This window comes from Rufibacter immobilis, assembly GCF_003721565.1.
Taxonomy (GTDB): Bacteria; Bacteroidota; Bacteroidia; order Cytophagales; family Hymenobacteraceae; genus Nibribacter; species Nibribacter immobilis.
Window position 1 is genome coordinate 1,184,770 of the sequence record NZ_RJJE01000009.1, and the last position, 14,445, is coordinate 1,199,214.

The following is a 14,445-nucleotide window of genomic DNA, read 5'->3' on the forward strand; positions in this document are numbered from 1 at the left end:
TGATCCTACATGAGTACTTCCGCCAAAGGCACGCTTTTCCTCATTCCCACGGTTCTGGCCGAAGACACGGCCTCCGCTGTTATTTGTAGACAGGTAGCGGAAGTGACGGCGCAGTTGAAGTATTTTCTGGTGGAGAATGCCCGCACCGCCCGCCGCTACATTAAAACCATTGCGCCCTCCCAGACCATTGAAGAACTGCAGATCACGGTCATAGACAAGAATTCCTCAGACGCAGAACTCACCGCCGCCTTAAAGCCCCTGCTAGCTGGGCAAGACGCCGGGGTTATCTCAGAGGCGGGTTGCCCCGGCGTGGCCGATCCTGGGGCCGAGTTAGCCCGTCTGGCACACCAGCACGGCGTGAAAGTGGTACCGCTGGTGGGGCCTTCGGCGATTCTGATGGGGCTTATGGCCTCTGGGTTCAACGGGCAGTCGTTCGCCTTCCATGGGTATTTGCCCATTGAGAAGCGGGATCGCATTCAAGCCCTGAAGCAACTGGAGAAGGAGATGGTGCAGAAAGACCAGACACAGATTTTCATGGAAACGCCCTACCGCAACCGGCAAATGGTGGAAGACCTGCTGCAGCACCTGAGCAAAGACACCAAGCTCTGCATTGCGGCCAACATCACCGGCCCCAATGAGTTCATCAGAACCCTGCGCATCTCTGACTGGAAAGGCAAAGTCCCTGACCTGCACAAACAGCCAGCTGTTTTCCTCATTTACAGAAGGTAGTTCAACGGCTGGTTTCCCCCTGATTTTGGAAAAAGGACCGCTAAACGGCATTAGCCACCCTGTTACTTGCAGCGCACTATCACGGCTAGATTAGAGCTGCCAGGTTGAGAAATGATCCCATTGCGTTTAGGGGCTCTTTTTGGAAAAAGAGCCCCTAAACGCAATTTCTATTTAGGCATGAGCCAACCCTGCGGGTTCAGGTTGGTCTGGTTTTTCCAGATCTGGAACTGGAGTTCAGAGGTACCCTCAGCGTCTGTGTACACAGTGCCAATGGTTTGTTTGGTGGAGATTTCCTGTCCTTCGGTCACACTTACCGTGCGCAACTTGGCATAGACGGTAAAGTACTCGCCGTGCTGCACCATCACAATGTTGTTCATTCCCGGAATGGTCTGTACCGCCAGCACTTTGCCCCCGAAAATTGCTCTCACGTTCTCATTTGCTCCGGTCTGGATATCGATACCCCGGTTTTCTACTACCACTCCTTTTAGAACCGGGTGCGCCTGCCGCCCGAAACGCTGCGAAATAAACCCTCGCTCCACGGGCCACGCAAACCGGCCTTTGTTACCGGCAAAGCTGTTGGACAATACAGCGGCCTCTGGGGTAAGCGTCACACGGTCGGTGCGGGAGACATTGGCCTTGGTTTTGGTACTGGCTGGTGCGCTGGCACTTGGGGTTGGGGCAGGTTTTCCGGCCTTGGCCGCTGCCGCAGCGGCTTCACGGGCGGCTTTGGCTCTGGCGGCGGCTTCTGCCGCACGGGCGGCGCGGGCAATCTCCTCCCGCACAAGGTCCGCGATCAACCTATCCAACTGCCGCACGGCTTGCCGCCGGCGCTCCACTTCCTGCTTCAAAGACTGCTCCTGCAAACTCAATTGCTGAATCACCTGGTCTTGCTGATCATGCATGGAAAGCAGGTTCTTGTTCTCCTTCAGCTGCACATTCAGAAGGCTCTTTTTCTGCTGTTTCTGCGAATTGAGTATATTCACCTGGTTGGAGAGGCGTTGCTGCACTTCCTCAATGGCGGCAGCTTGCTTCTTACGCGCCTCTGTGTATTGGCGCAGGTAACTCATGCGCCGCATCATCTGGTTGAAAGAGTCTGAGGCGAACAAAAACATCAGTTTATTATAGCTGTTAGCCGTTTTGGAGGCGGCGTAGATTAGGCGGGCGTATTCTTTCTTCAGCCGCTGCAAATCAGTCTGAGCATCGGCCACTTTCTCCTCCGTGGTGCGGAGGTCCCGGTTGAGGTAAGTGATTTCTGAAGAGATATTTTTGATAACGCCCGTCTGAACCGTAATTTTCTCTTTAATCACGTTCAGTTGACCCAAGGAGGCTTCTTTCTTCTGGGTGGTTTGTTTTAGGATGCGGTTGGCTTCCTGAATACGCTTGAGGTTCGCATTTTTTTCACGCTCCAGCTGGGCTTTGCTTTTGACCGGTGCTTTCTTGGTAGCGGTTTTGGCAGTGGAACGGGTAGTCTTTTTCTGCTGTGCCTCAACAGAATTCAACCCGATCAAGAAAAAGAATAAAAAAAGATAAAGTAGCCCCGCCCTATTTACGTTCATAGTTCGAAGGTACAGAAAAAGGGAAATCCAGAGAAGTCTCTGACGTGGAAACCTGCCGATGCCTTACCGCTACCACGTTGGTTTTGGCGGCGTTGCCCTCTGGCTGCTGAATGGAAAGCAGCAGCGCCATGGCGAATGGCTTCCCGTTCAGGTCCTCAAATTCCTGGTAATCCACAGACATGTAGTCTTTGCTCTGTAGGTTGCGCACCTCAGCACGCTTGAGTTTGTAGCGGGTGGTGTCTACAAACTGATCTATCTGGAGATTGGTACGCAGGGTACGCAGATGCTGCATAGGGCCGTCCTGCTCCACCTTCTCCCTGTCAGAGCTCCCCGGGACAAAATTCCCGATGAGGATGTCCTGCAGCATGTTGAAGTCAACGTCTATGTTGTACCGCTGGCGCAGCATGTCATAAGAGCCCACCAGATACTCGTCCTTCAGTCTATTTACCATGTAGACTGAATCTGGCGTTACTTTCAGGCGCGCTGCCTCAAAACCCAATGCCTGCACAGAAGCCCAGATGACTTCGTTCTTTTTCATGCGTAGCGTAAGATTGGCGCTGAGCTTGCTGTTCTCGCTCTGTACCTTGCCCTTGGCGGAGAAGTAGGTATAGTCTGTGTTGACTACGCTTACCTTGTTCATGGTCTCCGGAACCACTGAAGTAGATGCCCCTGGGGTGGCTTTTCTCTGGCAACCGGCCAATGTGAGCAAACCCAATCCAACGGCACAGATATATTTTACGCTATTCATATAGTTTCTTGTCTTTGATCTTTTTGCTGATGCCTTGCGAGGCACCGCCCACTTGGTTGGCTCTTACCCATTGCTTTAGGGCTAGCTCCCGCTGCCCCAGCTGGTAGAGCACATCACCGTAGTGTTCTATGATAGTGGCATCTGAACTACTGGCTACGGCTTTCTCCAGTAGCCTTTTGGCTTCCTGGTAATCTTTCAGTTTGTAGAGCACCCAAGCATAAGTGTCTAAGTACGTAGGGTTATCTGGGTACTGCGCCACCAGAGCACCCGCCATGGCTTTGGCTTTGGCTAAGTTCTGCCCTCTCACAGACAGAAAATAGCTGTAGTTGTTTAACGCGTGTGGGTTAGAAGGATCTAGAGACAGCACGGCCTCATACGCCTGGTCTGAAAGCGCATATTGCTCCAGAGAATGGTAAGCATCCCCTAGCTGCAAATTGAATTGCAGCTGCAATTCCAGGTTATTCCCAGCCAACCTACGCCCATATTCTAGGGACTTAGTGGCCTTCACATAATTCTTGTTGATTAAATGTGCCGTACCGTTGTAGAACCAGAACATAGGCTGGTTGGGGAAGAACTCCAGCGCCCGTTCAGAATGGTTAATCAAGGAATCGTTTTGGTTCATTTCACCGTCTAACAGCACTATTTGCTGCCAGATCTTGAAATGTCCAGGGTCTAAGGCCACCGCTTTAAGGTAATTGTCGCGGGCGGGCAGTTTGCGGTCTGTGTTCACGTAAATGTCACCGGCAACGGCAAACGCTTTGGCTTCTCTGGGGTGGGCGGCGGTGGTGAGTTCTGCCAACTTGATTGCCTGAGCCGCCACTTTTTCATTGGGCAGGCGTCGGATGTAGTCTACCAGGATCTTCACTTTGGAGTCTATATCCAGAGCGGGGTTCCCGAAGGCAAGCTCCAGTTGCGCATCGGCCTCTTCAGTTTTGCCCTGCTGTTGCAGTAGATCAGCCAGCATCAATCGGCCGAAGGCATTGTCTGGGGCTACCTTCAACGCCTTCTCGGCCATTTTTACGGCATCGGGTACGCGTTTATTAGCGGCCAGAATCTCTACCTGGGCCAACAGATAACGCACCTCTTCTGGGTTGGAGGAAATCAGGTTTTCCCCTTCCTTGAGGGCTAAGTCCAGTTTGTTCTGCTTGAGGTAGATTTGCTGCTTCTTGAAAGAAATTTCCTCAATGAGACCGTACTTGGTCTCTATCTGATTTAGCGTGCGCAAGGCATCGTCTAGCCGGTTCTTGGCCAGATAAAGATCTGTGAGGTTGAAGAGGTACTGCTCTGTATTGGGCAGTTCCTGGGTAAGGCGCGCATACGTCTTGATGGCGTCTTCATACTGCTGCTGGTTGGTGTAGATCTGGGCCAGCAACAGATGGTAATATGGGTTTTTAGGCTCCAGCTCCAGAGCCGCCTTGGCAAACGGCAAAGCTCCGCGAACGTTGCCCAGTAACAGACTGGTCTCAGCTAACTTGTAGTTAACCGCCGCGTTGGTAGGACTAATGGCAAACGCCCGCTGGAACCGGTCTAATGCCTTATTATATTCTTCCAGCACGAAAAACTTCATGCCTTCCAGAAAATAGGACTCACTTAGCTGCTGCTCCTGCGGGCTAAGGGCAAGAGAAGGCGCACCGGTGGTTTCGGTGAAGGAACTCTTCTCTTTTTTGCGCTCAGATTGGGCATAGCTTTTCTCAACCGCCACTACCATTCCGCACAAAGCGGCCACTATCGTGAGTCCTCTTTTCAGCATATGTTAAATCTCCTGTCTAACCACGCAGGACGTTGTAATCACCTAAGCTCAGGTCAGAAGGAACGCCCTCATATACAACGAAGTTTCCAACCATTGAGTTAGCAATGTGCGCATGGTTTAGCTTGCTGCTTTCCTGCACAATGCTGTTGCTGATAACAGAACCGTTCACTTGCGTGTTGTTTCCGATAGAAACGTGCGGACCTACCACTGAATTGTTCAGGACCACGTTTTCTCCTACATAAACCGGCGGAATGATCACAGAGTTCGTTATCTGGGCAGAATTGGCCACCAAACCTTCCTCCTCTTTGATGTACTCCAGGTAGCGCTGGTTGGTGAACACAGTGGAATCTTTGTTACCGCAGTCCAGCCACTCAGAGATCTGGCCCGGTATGAACACAGAACCTTTGCTCTTCATGTTCTCCAGCGCGTTGGTGATCTGGTATTCGCCTTTGTCTTTGATGTCATTGTCCAGCAGGTACTGCAACTCCTCGCGCAGGTACTCGCCGTCTTTGAAGTAGTAGATACCAATGATAGCTAAATCAGAGACAAACTCCTGTGGTTTCTCCACAAACTCAGTGATATGTCCCTGCTCGTTCAGCTTCACTACCCCAAACGGGCGTGGGTCCTCCACTTTCTGCACCCAGATAGTCCCTTCGGCGGAGGTATCCAGTTTGAAGTCGGCTTTGAACAGCGTATCGGCGAAGGCCACTACCACGTTTCCTTTCAGGGCTTCTTTGGCGCAAAGGATGGCGTGGGCGGTACCTAGGGGCTGGTCTTGGTAATGGATAGATCCTACGGCACCAACAGACTCCGCAATTTTGAGCAAGCGCGCCTCTACTTCTTTCCCGAAGTTACCAATGATAAACGCCACTTCTTCAATGGGTTCCTGGCATACCTTGGCAATATCTTCTACCAACCTTTGCACAATTGGTTTACCCGCAATAGGGATGAGGGGCTTAGGAACAGTAAGGGTGTGGGGACGCATGCGTTTACCCATGCCGGCCATTGGTACAATAATTCTCATAGTGTCTTTTAAAAATGTTGCTTAGGTAAGGCCTACCTACGTTTTTCTGCCACTTAAGATGTGGCAATTTCACGTTTAGAGGCTATTTTTTCAAAAAAGAGTAAAAACCGCAGCCCCAACCATTTTAGTGCTTGCCGGTGCTTCCGTAACCACCCACGCCACGTTCAGTCTCAGAGAGTTCTTCTACCGCTTGCCAAGCCACCCGCTCGTATTTGGCCACCACCATTTGAGCGATGCGTTCCCCGTCGGCAATGACAAAATCTGTGTTGGAGAGATTTACCAGCAGCACTTTGATTTCGCCTCTGTAGTCGGCGTCTATGGTGCCGGGGGTATTCACAATGGAGATACCGTGTTTAAAGGCAAGGCCGCTGCGGGGTCTTATCTGGGCTTCATGGCCTTCCGGCAGTTCAATGCACAGACCAGTGGGAATCAAAGCGCGTTCCAGAGGCTTGAGCGTAACCGGAGCCTCCAGATTAGCCCGAAGGTCTAGCCCGGCAGAGTGTTCTGTGGCATAAGCGGGCAGCGGATGCTTGCCCAAATTGATCACTTTAACAGGGAGTGTGGTATTCATAGACAGCTAATATAAGGAATTATCTATTTATCTGGCGCAGCCCCTTCCTCTCCAGCCCCCACACCACTGCCACAAACACCAGGCAAAGCGCCAGATGGAACACTTGCCGCACCCAGAAGTTTTCTATTTCAATAAACAGGGACAGCCAGATGAGCCCAGAAGCCAACAGCAGATACCCAAAGATGGCTTTGAGGGGGTACGGCACCGGGAAATACTTCTGCCCAATGGCATAGCATACCACGCTCATAGTAAAGTAGCAGAGAAGGGTTGCCAACGCGCTGCCCATATACCCCATGACAGGAATGAGCAGGAAATTGGCCACCACCGTCACCACCGCGCCAAAAACTGTAATGTAGGTTCCGTACTGGGTTCTGTCTGTGAGCTTAAACCAGACGGTGAGATTATAATAGACACCATTAAAAAGATACGCCAGCAGCAAAACAGGCACCACTATTACTCCCGCTCTATAATCCTCCCTGAACACAAACTGCAACAAATCCAGATTGACGCTTATCCCTAGATAGACCAAGGCTAAAACAATGACAAACCAGCGCATGACCACGGAAAACGTCTGCGGAGAATTTTTGTCCTGTGCCTGTGAAAAGAAAAACGGTTCAGCAGCATACCTGAACGCCTGAATCATGAGGCTCATTAACATTCCCAGCTTGTAATTGGCAAAATACACTCCCAGCGCCGCCTCATTGCTCATATTGGGGTAGAAGCCTTCGGGTAGCCAGTCGTCTAGCATCAGTCGTGACAAAACTTCATTGGTAGTTCCTGCCAGTCCCATAAATAAGATTGGTAAAGCATAGACCACCATAGGCTTCATAGCTCCTAGCTTGAGAGAAAACCTGAAACTCGCAAACTCCCGCCATAGAAGGGGAATAAATAGCAGATTAGCCACCATGTTCACTAGAAAAATATACCCTACTCCTATTTCCGGCTGGTACAGGTAGGAGACAAGGCCTTTCAACTGGGGCAGATACTTCCCTAGGTAAATATGGCGGCATAGCAGCAGAAAGAACAGGTTACCGGCTACCACCAATAAAATGTTGATGATTCTGATACTGGCGAATTTCATGGCCTTGTTCTCCAAACGCAACCGTGCGAAGGGAATAGCCACAATAGAATCTACCCCCATGGTAATAGCCAGCCAGACAATGTACCGTTGCTGGTCTGGGTAACCCAGCCAATTGGCAATAGGCCCAGAGAAGAAAATAAACAGCCCGGAGAGCAGTATGCTAGAGGTTAACACTAGACTCTGCACCTGGTTATATAGCACCTGCCTGTTTGCTCCGGGTTTATTGGCAAAGCGGAAGAAAGCCGTCTCCATCCCATAGGTGTAGAGAATATTCAGGAAAGCGACGTAGGCATATAATTTGGCCACCACGCTATACTCTTCTGGCAGAAAGACATACCCGTGCAGAAAAATCAGCAGAAAGTTCAGCCCTCGGCCCACAATGCTGCTCAAGCCGTAGGCAGCCGTTTGTCCTACCAGTTTTTTAGCGATACTCATAGTTGGTTAAGCGGAGGGAATAGGTGCAGGGAAGAAAGACAAAAGGCAGAAACTAGATTCCTATGTACGCCTACTCCCGTTTAGGGGCCGATTTTGGAAAAACAGCCCCTAAACGGGAGTAGGCATTGAGTTAAAATTTACGATAGCAGCAATACAGTTGTACGTACTACTCTCCTTTGAACTCGGGCTTGCGCTTCTCTAAAAACGCTGAGGTACCCTCTTTGAAGTCCTCAGAACCGCAGCAACGGCTGAACGAGTTGGCCTCCGTTTGGTAACCGTGCTCCTCTTTGTCATACCAGGCATTCACGCAGTCTACAATCATGCCCACGGCCAAAGGAGCTTTGGCAATGATCTTCTGCATGATCTCCAGACACTTCTCAATAAGTCCTTCTGAAGTAGTCACGTGGTTCACCAGACCAATTTCTTTGGCTTCGGCCGCCGAGATCATGTCGCCGGTCATCATCAGTTCCATGGCTTTGCCTTTGCCCACCAACTGCGTCAGGCGCTGGGTGCCTCCGTAACCGGGAATAATGCCCAGGTTCACCTCCGGCTGCCCGAAGCGGGCGTTCTCGCTGGCCACGCGTATGTGGCAGGCCATGGCCAGTTCGCAACCACCGCCCAGCGCGAAACCGTTCACTGCCGCAATCACCGGTTTAGGACATTCCTCAATCATGGAGAACACATCCTGTCCCCGCTCCGCGAAACGGCGTCCGTTCACCTCGTTCAACTCCGCGATCTCAGAGATATCTGCCCCGGCTACAAACGCTTTCTCGCCGCTGCCCGTCAGGATCACCCCCCGCACCTCTGTGTCATCATACGCTTCCTGCATGGCGGCACTTATTTCCTTTACCGTCTCAATATTGAGGGCATTCATCTTACTAGGACGATTTACCGTGATAAACAAAACGCCACCTTTGTTCTCCAGCAGAAGATTGTTGTATTGGGCCATGTTCTATTTTTATAAACGTACTTTTCTTACCAAGTGAAAGGCGCAAATATAAAGAAATCCACACAGAATATTCTGCTTCTACGGCATCCCTTTAAAATGCTCTCTTTTTGCGTCATATCCAGCTAAAAACTTAGGAAAGTATCATATTTTTCTCAACTTTAAGTTCTTGTATACGGAACAGATCCCCCTGGTTACGCGTTACAGAACAAATTCCAGAACTCTTGCACTTTCAACTTTATGCGTAGTTTCTTCAGATATGTGATTGCGTGCGTAATAGCCGTAACGGTGGTAGGGGTAAGCGCGGCTGAAACCGTGGCGCAAAAGCCCAGAAAAGCAAAACGTGAGACCACCCGCCGCGGCCCTGACGGCCGTAAGCGCGGCGAAGTATCCAATGGTAACAGCGAGCGTAAAATGCTCCTGGACCGCCAGAAAGCCATTGCCTCTGCCAAAAGCAGCGGCGGTATGTACGCAGGTCCCCATTACTCCCTCCCAGACAATAAGTATGAAACCGGAACGGGAAGGTTCTCTATGGGCGATTACAAAAACAAAACAAAGTCTAAAAAGGCAAAACAAAAAAAGTCTAAACGACTAATAGACCAGGATAACCCCAATGGCCGGATGTACCAGCAAAGCCAGAACAAACGCAACCGCAAACTCCTGATTTTTTAAGCTTTTCCAGTTCCATGAAAGCCCTTTCCTTAGCCAGGAAAGGGCTTTTTTATTTTAATGCGATTGGGAAAACCATCCTTTCGTAAGCCTTGGCAGAGACTCCCGTTCCGCTCACAGAAGCCTTTCTCCTCCAGGAGACACATGTTGCGTTTAGGGGCTCTTTTCCAAAAAAGAGCCCCTAAACGCAACGCACAAAAAAAGCCCCACCTGAACAGGTGGGGCTTGGGTATAAAAAGTTGTTTGTCTCAACGGTAGACTACAGCGTCCGTTTCACTTCGCGCTCTTCGTACGCCTCAATCACGTCGCCTTGCTGCAGATCATTGAAGTTCTTGATGCTGATACCGCACTCGTAGCCTTGGCGTACTTCGGCGGCATCGTCTTTGAAGCGCTTCAGGGCCAGGATCTCACCGGAGTGCACCACAATACCGTCGCGCACCAGACGAATCTTGGAGTTACGGGTAATGGTTCCATCGGTGACCATACAACCGGCAATGGTTCCCACCTTGGTGATTTTGAACACCTCGCGCACCTCAACGTTGGCTACTACCACTTCTTGTACGGTTGGTGCCAACATACCTTCCATGGCGTCTTTCACCTCGTTGATGGCGTTGTAGATGATAGAGTATAGCCTGATATCGATCTGCTCCTGCTCCGCCAACTTGCGGGCATTGGAAGACGGACGAACCTGGAAACCAATGATGATCGCATCAGAAGCGGAGGCCAGCAGAACGTCTGACTCAGAGATCTGCCCTACCCCTTTGGACAGGATGTTTACCTGTACCTCTTCAGTAGACAGCTTCAATAATGAGTCTGAAAGTGCCTCTACGGAACCATCCACGTCACCGCGTACAATCACATTCAGCTCCTTGAAGGTACCAATAGCCAAACGACGCCCGATCTCATCCAGTGTGATGTGTTTCTTGGTTCGCATGCTCTGCTCACGCTGCAACTGCTGACGGCTTACGGCAATCTCACGGGCTTCACGCTCCGTTTCCATCACCACAAACTTGTCACCGGCTTGCGGAGCTCCGTCAATCCCCAATACCTGAATTGGAGTAGAAGGTCCTGCTTTCTTATGGCGTTTGCCCAGCACATCGGTCATGGCTTTCACACGGCCGTAATGTGAACCGGCTACCAGAATGTCTCCAATCTCCAGGGTACCGGTCTGTACCAGTACCGTAGCCACATAACCACGACCTTTGTCCAGGGCAGCTTCAATTACGGTACCTACCGCACGGCGCTCTGGGTTGGCTCTCAGTTCAAGAAGTTCAGCCTCTAATAATACTTTCTCCAGCAACTCGTCAATTCCTTGACCGGTTTTAGCTGAAATTTCCTGGCTTTGGTATTTACCACCCCACTCTTCCACCAGTACGTTCAACTGGGCAAGTTCTTCCCTGATCTTGTCTGGATTGGCGGTTGGTTTATCCACTTTGTTGATCGCGATCACAATTGGAGAACCAGCGGCTTGTGCGTGGTTTAACGCCTCCTTAGTCTGTGGCATCACACTGTCGTCAGCGGCTACCACAATGATCACTACGTCCGTTACTTTGGCACCACGGGCACGCATGGCGGTAAAGGCCTCGTGACCTGGGGTATCCAGGAAGGTAATGCTCTTACCGGCTTCTGTGGTTACCTGATATGCACCAATGTGCTGCGTAATACCTCCGGCCTCACCAGCTGTTACTTTTGAACGGCGGATGTAATCCAGCAAAGAGGTTTTACCGTGGTCAACGTGACCCATGATGGTCACAATTGGCGCACGTGGCTTCAGATCTTCCTCTGCATCCACTTCCTCTACGCCTACATTCTCCTCTTCTTCAGAAGAAGCAAACTGCACGTCATAACCAAACTCATCGGCAATGATGGTGATGGCTTCGGCATCAAGGCGTTGGTTGATAGACACAAACATGCCTAAGTTCATACAGGTCTTGATCACGTCGTTCACGCTCACGTCCATCAGGGCGGCCAGGTCATTGGCAGACACGAACTCCGTTACTCTCAGAATCTTAGATTCTAATTGTTCCTGCATTCTACGCTCATCGGCGGCCTCAGCCACGGCAGAACGTTTTTCTCTGCGGTATTTGGCTCTGTTACCTTGGTTTCCGCCTTTACCGCCGCTTAAGCGGGCCAGCGTAGCCTTGATCTGATCCTGGATTTCCTTGTCGGTGAGTTCAGCACGAGGAGCGGATGGAGCACCGGCACGGTTACCTCCGCCACCCGGACGATTGCCTTGTTGCGGCCCGCCACCCGGACGGTTGCCTTGGTAGCCGCCACCCGGACGGTTCCCTTGCTGTGGTCCTCCAGCACCTCCCTGACGGTTGGCCGCTTGCCCGGTTCCTAACGGACGGGTACTGGTAGCTCTGTCACCGGCGCGGTGAGCCTGTGGTTGATTGCTGTTTGTATTATTGTTGTTAGCACCCTGAGTGCCTTTTGGCACTTCAATGCGCTTACGTTTCTTCTTATCTCCTCCTTGTCCCTGACCTGGTCCACCTGGCTGATTTCCGCGGCGGCGCTCATCTGAAGACGCCACAGGCTTACCACCTTTACCACGGCCTCCGCTCACTGGCAATTCAATTTTGCCCAATACCGTTAACCCTTTCAGTTGGTCTGCCTGGGCTTTAATGGTAGTTTGAGGGGCCTCAGGCGCAGCAGTATCAGCTGGTTTCTCAGGCGCGGTTGGAGCAGCGGCAACTGGTGCCGGGGCTGGGGTAGCGGGTGCGGCAGGAGCCGGAGCAACAGGCGCAGCCTCTACAGCAGGCTTAGGAGCTTCTGGAGCCGGTGCTTTAGGCGTTTCTGCCACTGGCGCTGCGGTTGGGGCCGGAGCCACTGGTTTAGCAGGTGCTGCGGGAGCCTCTGGTGCTTTCTGTACTGCCGGAGCCTGCGGTTGCGGGGCAGGTGCTGCAGCAACGGGCGCCGCAGGGGCAGCAGGTGCTGGAGTTGGTGCAGGTGCCTCTACAGGTTTAACTGGGGCAGGAGCTTGCGGAGCTGGAGCTGGTGCCGGTGCTTCAGGAGCGGCGGCGGCCGGGGCCTGCGGAGCAGGTGCTGCTGGCGCAGGAGCCTGCTTAGGAACTGGTCTTCCTTTGGAATCCAGTTCAATCTTGCCTAGAATCTTGATACCGGGCAAAGAAGAACCCGCAGCGGCGGCTGGTGCCGGGGCTGGAGTAGGTGCCGGTTGCGCAGGAGCGGCCGGCTTAGGCGCTTCTGGCTGTACTTTTACCTGATTGGACTTGATAAACATCTCCGGCTCCGGATCGGCCTGCTTTTTAGGCTCTGGGCGCTCCGGCTCAGGCTGCTGTTTCTTCCCGATGTTCAACTCTGCCGCCTCGGCCTTGGCTTGCATGGAGGAGGCAAATTCTTTCGACAGCATATTGAACTGCTCCGGGGTAATTTTTGAAGTAGGTTTATTCTCGATATCAACCCCTTTCTTGCCCAGGAATTCCACTACCGTGGAAAGACTGATGTTCAAGGTGGTTGCTACCTGTTTAAGCCTCATCGATTTTTCTTCTGACATGTTCAAATATGCTGTTATGATTTACTTTTAGTAGTTACTTGTTTCTTACTCATTTAAGGATGGGTGGCCTTGACTACGTCACGTTTTTGCCTTGTTTCCCGGAAAATAGGCCTAAAACGGCACCCACCCTCCGGTAAGGTCAAATAACCCGGCACATAAAGCGCACCACTAGTTGTTTTCTTCTGAATCAAACTCTTGGCGGATGATCTGGAGCAGGTCCTCAACGGTTTCTTCCTCAAGCTCCGTGCGGCGCACCAAATCTTCCTTGCTGACGGCCATTACGCTGCGGGCTGTGTCCAGACCAATGCGCTTCAGCTCATCAATTACCCAACCTTCAATCTCGTCAGAGAACTCGGTCAGGTCAATATCTTCTTCAAACCCTTCGGTTTCACGGAACACGTCAATCTCCAAACCAACCAGCTTGCTGGCCAGCTTAATGTTCTGTCCGCCTTTACCAATGGCCAGTGACACCTGGTCTGGTTTCAGGAACACAGAGGCGCGTCCGGTTTCTTCGTTTATCTTGATGCTGCTGATCTTGGCAGGGCTCAGCGCCCGCTGGATGTACAGCTCCATATTGTCTGTGTAATTGATCACGTCAATGTTCTCGTTCTCCAACTCACGCACAATGGTATGGATACGGGAACCTTTCATGCCCACGCAGGCGCCTACCGGGTCAATACGGTCATCATAAGACTCTACCGCCACCTTGGCACGCTCGCCTGGCTCCCGCACAATCTTCTTGATGGTAATGAGACCGTCAAAGATCTCGGGCACCTCGCCTTCAAACAGACGCTCCAGGAATTGTGGAGAAGTACGCGAAAGAATGATTTTTGGGTTACCGTTTATGATCTCCACGCGCTGCACCACGGCCCGCACCACGTCTCCTTTGCGGTAACGGTCTTTGGGGATCTGCTCGTTTTTAGGAATAAGCAGCTCGTTTTCCTCAGAGTCCAGAATCAACACCTCGCGGTTCCATACCTGGTAGACTTCGCCGGAGATGATCTCCCCTACCTGGTCTTTGTACTTTTGGTACAGCAAGTCTTTCTCCAGGTCTTTCACGCGCTGGATCAGGGTCTGGCGGGCAGTCAGGACGGCACGGCGGCCGAAGTCTTCCAGTTTCACCAGCTCAGATACTTCTTCCCCTACTTCAAAGTCAGGCTCAATCTTACGGGCATCAGAGAGGCTGATTTTATCATCGTCCCAGATGTCTTCTGAGTTATCGTCTACAATCTCACGGTTACGCCAAATCTCCAGATCGCCTTTCTCTACGTTCAGGATGATGTCAAAATTCTCATCGGTAGACCATTTCTTCCGGATCATGGTGCGGAACACGTCTTCCAAGATCCGCATCATGGTAGGGCGGTCAATGTTCTTGAATTTAGCGAATTCCGCAAACGACTCGATCAATACTGAACTATCCAT

Annotated in this window: 11 protein-coding genes; 2 read left to right on the forward strand and 9 right to left on the reverse strand. The window is 51.6% G+C overall.

Translation table 11 applies throughout. The features are described 5' to 3' along the window. Window positions 1–9 precede the first annotated feature (9 nt). Window positions 10–729 (forward strand): SAM-dependent methyltransferase, encoded by a 720-nt coding sequence (locus EFA69_RS12105; RefSeq protein WP_123133313.1) that lies wholly within the window; start codon window positions 10–12, stop codon window positions 727–729. Window positions 730–896: 167 nt separating this feature from the next. Here EFA69_RS12105 and EFA69_RS12110 read toward each other — a convergent pair whose 3' ends face one another. The 7 genes from EFA69_RS12110 to EFA69_RS12140 form a co-directional block, all read right to left on the reverse strand. Beyond that, complete coding sequence (locus EFA69_RS12110) at window positions 897–2,285, reverse strand: murein hydrolase activator EnvC family protein (RefSeq protein ID WP_123133314.1); 1,389 nt, start codon at window positions 2,283–2,285, stop codon at window positions 897–899. Continuing rightward, window positions 2,272–3,033: a DUF4292 domain-containing protein gene (locus tag EFA69_RS12115; protein WP_123133315.1), complete on the reverse strand. Its 762-nt coding sequence runs from the start codon at window positions 3,031–3,033 to the stop codon at window positions 2,272–2,274. The genes EFA69_RS12110 and EFA69_RS12115 overlap by 14 nt, the downstream gene beginning before the upstream one ends. Then, entirely contained in the window at window positions 3,026–4,783 is a 1,758-nt protein-coding gene (locus tag EFA69_RS12120; protein WP_245964557.1) for a tetratricopeptide repeat protein, read from the reverse strand. The genes EFA69_RS12115 and EFA69_RS12120 overlap by 8 nt, the downstream gene beginning before the upstream one ends. Before the next feature lie 16 nt (window positions 4,784–4,799). Next, window positions 4,800–5,807: a sugar phosphate nucleotidyltransferase gene (locus EFA69_RS12125; RefSeq protein WP_123133317.1), complete on the reverse strand. Its 1,008-nt coding sequence runs from the start codon at window positions 5,805–5,807 to the stop codon at window positions 4,800–4,802. Between the two features lie 124 nt (window positions 5,808–5,931). Next, window positions 5,932–6,378 (reverse strand): dUTP diphosphatase, encoded by a 447-nt coding sequence (dut, locus tag EFA69_RS12130; protein ID WP_123133318.1) that lies wholly within the window; start codon window positions 6,376–6,378, stop codon window positions 5,932–5,934. A 19-nt stretch (window positions 6,379–6,397) separates the two neighbouring features. Then, entirely contained in the window at window positions 6,398–7,894 is a 1,497-nt protein-coding gene (locus tag EFA69_RS12135; RefSeq protein WP_123133319.1) for a lipopolysaccharide biosynthesis protein, read from the reverse strand. A 166-nt stretch (window positions 7,895–8,060) separates the two neighbouring features. Continuing rightward, complete coding sequence (locus EFA69_RS12140) at window positions 8,061–8,843, reverse strand: enoyl-CoA hydratase/isomerase family protein (RefSeq protein WP_123133320.1); 783 nt, start codon at window positions 8,841–8,843, stop codon at window positions 8,061–8,063. A gap of 237 nt (window positions 8,844–9,080) precedes the next feature. Between EFA69_RS12140 and EFA69_RS12145 the strand changes: the two genes are divergently transcribed. After that, the gene (locus EFA69_RS12145; protein ID WP_123133321.1) at window positions 9,081–9,512 is read left to right on the forward strand and encodes a hypothetical protein; all 432 of its coding nucleotides are present in this window, start codon (window positions 9,081–9,083) and stop codon (window positions 9,510–9,512) included. A gap of 256 nt (window positions 9,513–9,768) precedes the next feature. Here EFA69_RS12145 and infB read toward each other — a convergent pair whose 3' ends face one another. Together infB and nusA are read right to left on the reverse strand one after the other, a co-directional pair. Continuing rightward, window positions 9,769–13,023 (reverse strand): translation initiation factor IF-2, encoded by a 3,255-nt coding sequence (gene infB / locus EFA69_RS12150; RefSeq protein ID WP_123133489.1) that lies wholly within the window; start codon window positions 13,021–13,023, stop codon window positions 9,769–9,771. Between the two features lie 168 nt (window positions 13,024–13,191). Next, on the reverse strand, window positions 13,192–14,445 hold the full coding sequence (gene nusA / locus EFA69_RS12155) for a transcription termination factor NusA (RefSeq protein ID WP_123133322.1): 1,254 nt from the start codon (window positions 14,443–14,445) through the stop codon (window positions 13,192–13,194).

Bases quoted from the DNA above. Each gene is read 5' to 3' on its own strand.
- EFA69_RS12105 (WP_123133313.1), top strand. From the start codon at position 10: ATGAGTACTTCCGCCAAAGGCACGCTTTTCCTCATTCCCACGGTTCTG.
- EFA69_RS12125 (WP_123133317.1), bottom strand. From the start codon at position 5,807: ATGAGAATTATTGTACCAATGGCCGGCATGGGTAAACGCATGCGTCCC.
- nusA (WP_123133322.1), bottom strand. From the start codon at position 14,445: ATGGATAGTTCAGTATTGATCGAGTCGTTTGCGGAATTCGCTAAATTC.
- EFA69_RS12115 (WP_123133315.1), bottom strand. From the start codon at position 3,033: ATGAATAGCGTAAAATATATCTGTGCCGTTGGATTGGGTTTGCTCACA.
- EFA69_RS12110 (WP_123133314.1), bottom strand. From the start codon at position 2,285: ATGAACGTAAATAGGGCGGGGCTACTTTATCTTTTTTTATTCTTTTTC.
- infB (WP_123133489.1), bottom strand. From the start codon at position 13,023: ATGTCAGAAGAAAAATCGATGAGGCTTAAACAGGTAGCAACCACCTTG.
- EFA69_RS12145 (WP_123133321.1), top strand. From the start codon at position 9,081: ATGCGTAGTTTCTTCAGATATGTGATTGCGTGCGTAATAGCCGTAACG.
- EFA69_RS12135 (WP_123133319.1), bottom strand. From the start codon at position 7,894: ATGAGTATCGCTAAAAAACTGGTAGGACAAACGGCTGCCTACGGCTTG.
- EFA69_RS12140 (WP_123133320.1), bottom strand. From the start codon at position 8,843: ATGGCCCAATACAACAATCTTCTGCTGGAGAACAAAGGTGGCGTTTTG.
- dut (WP_123133318.1), bottom strand. From the start codon at position 6,378: ATGAATACCACACTCCCTGTTAAAGTGATCAATTTGGGCAAGCATCCG.
- EFA69_RS12120 (WP_245964557.1), bottom strand. From the start codon at position 4,783: ATGCTGAAAAGAGGACTCACGATAGTGGCCGCTTTGTGCGGAATGGTA.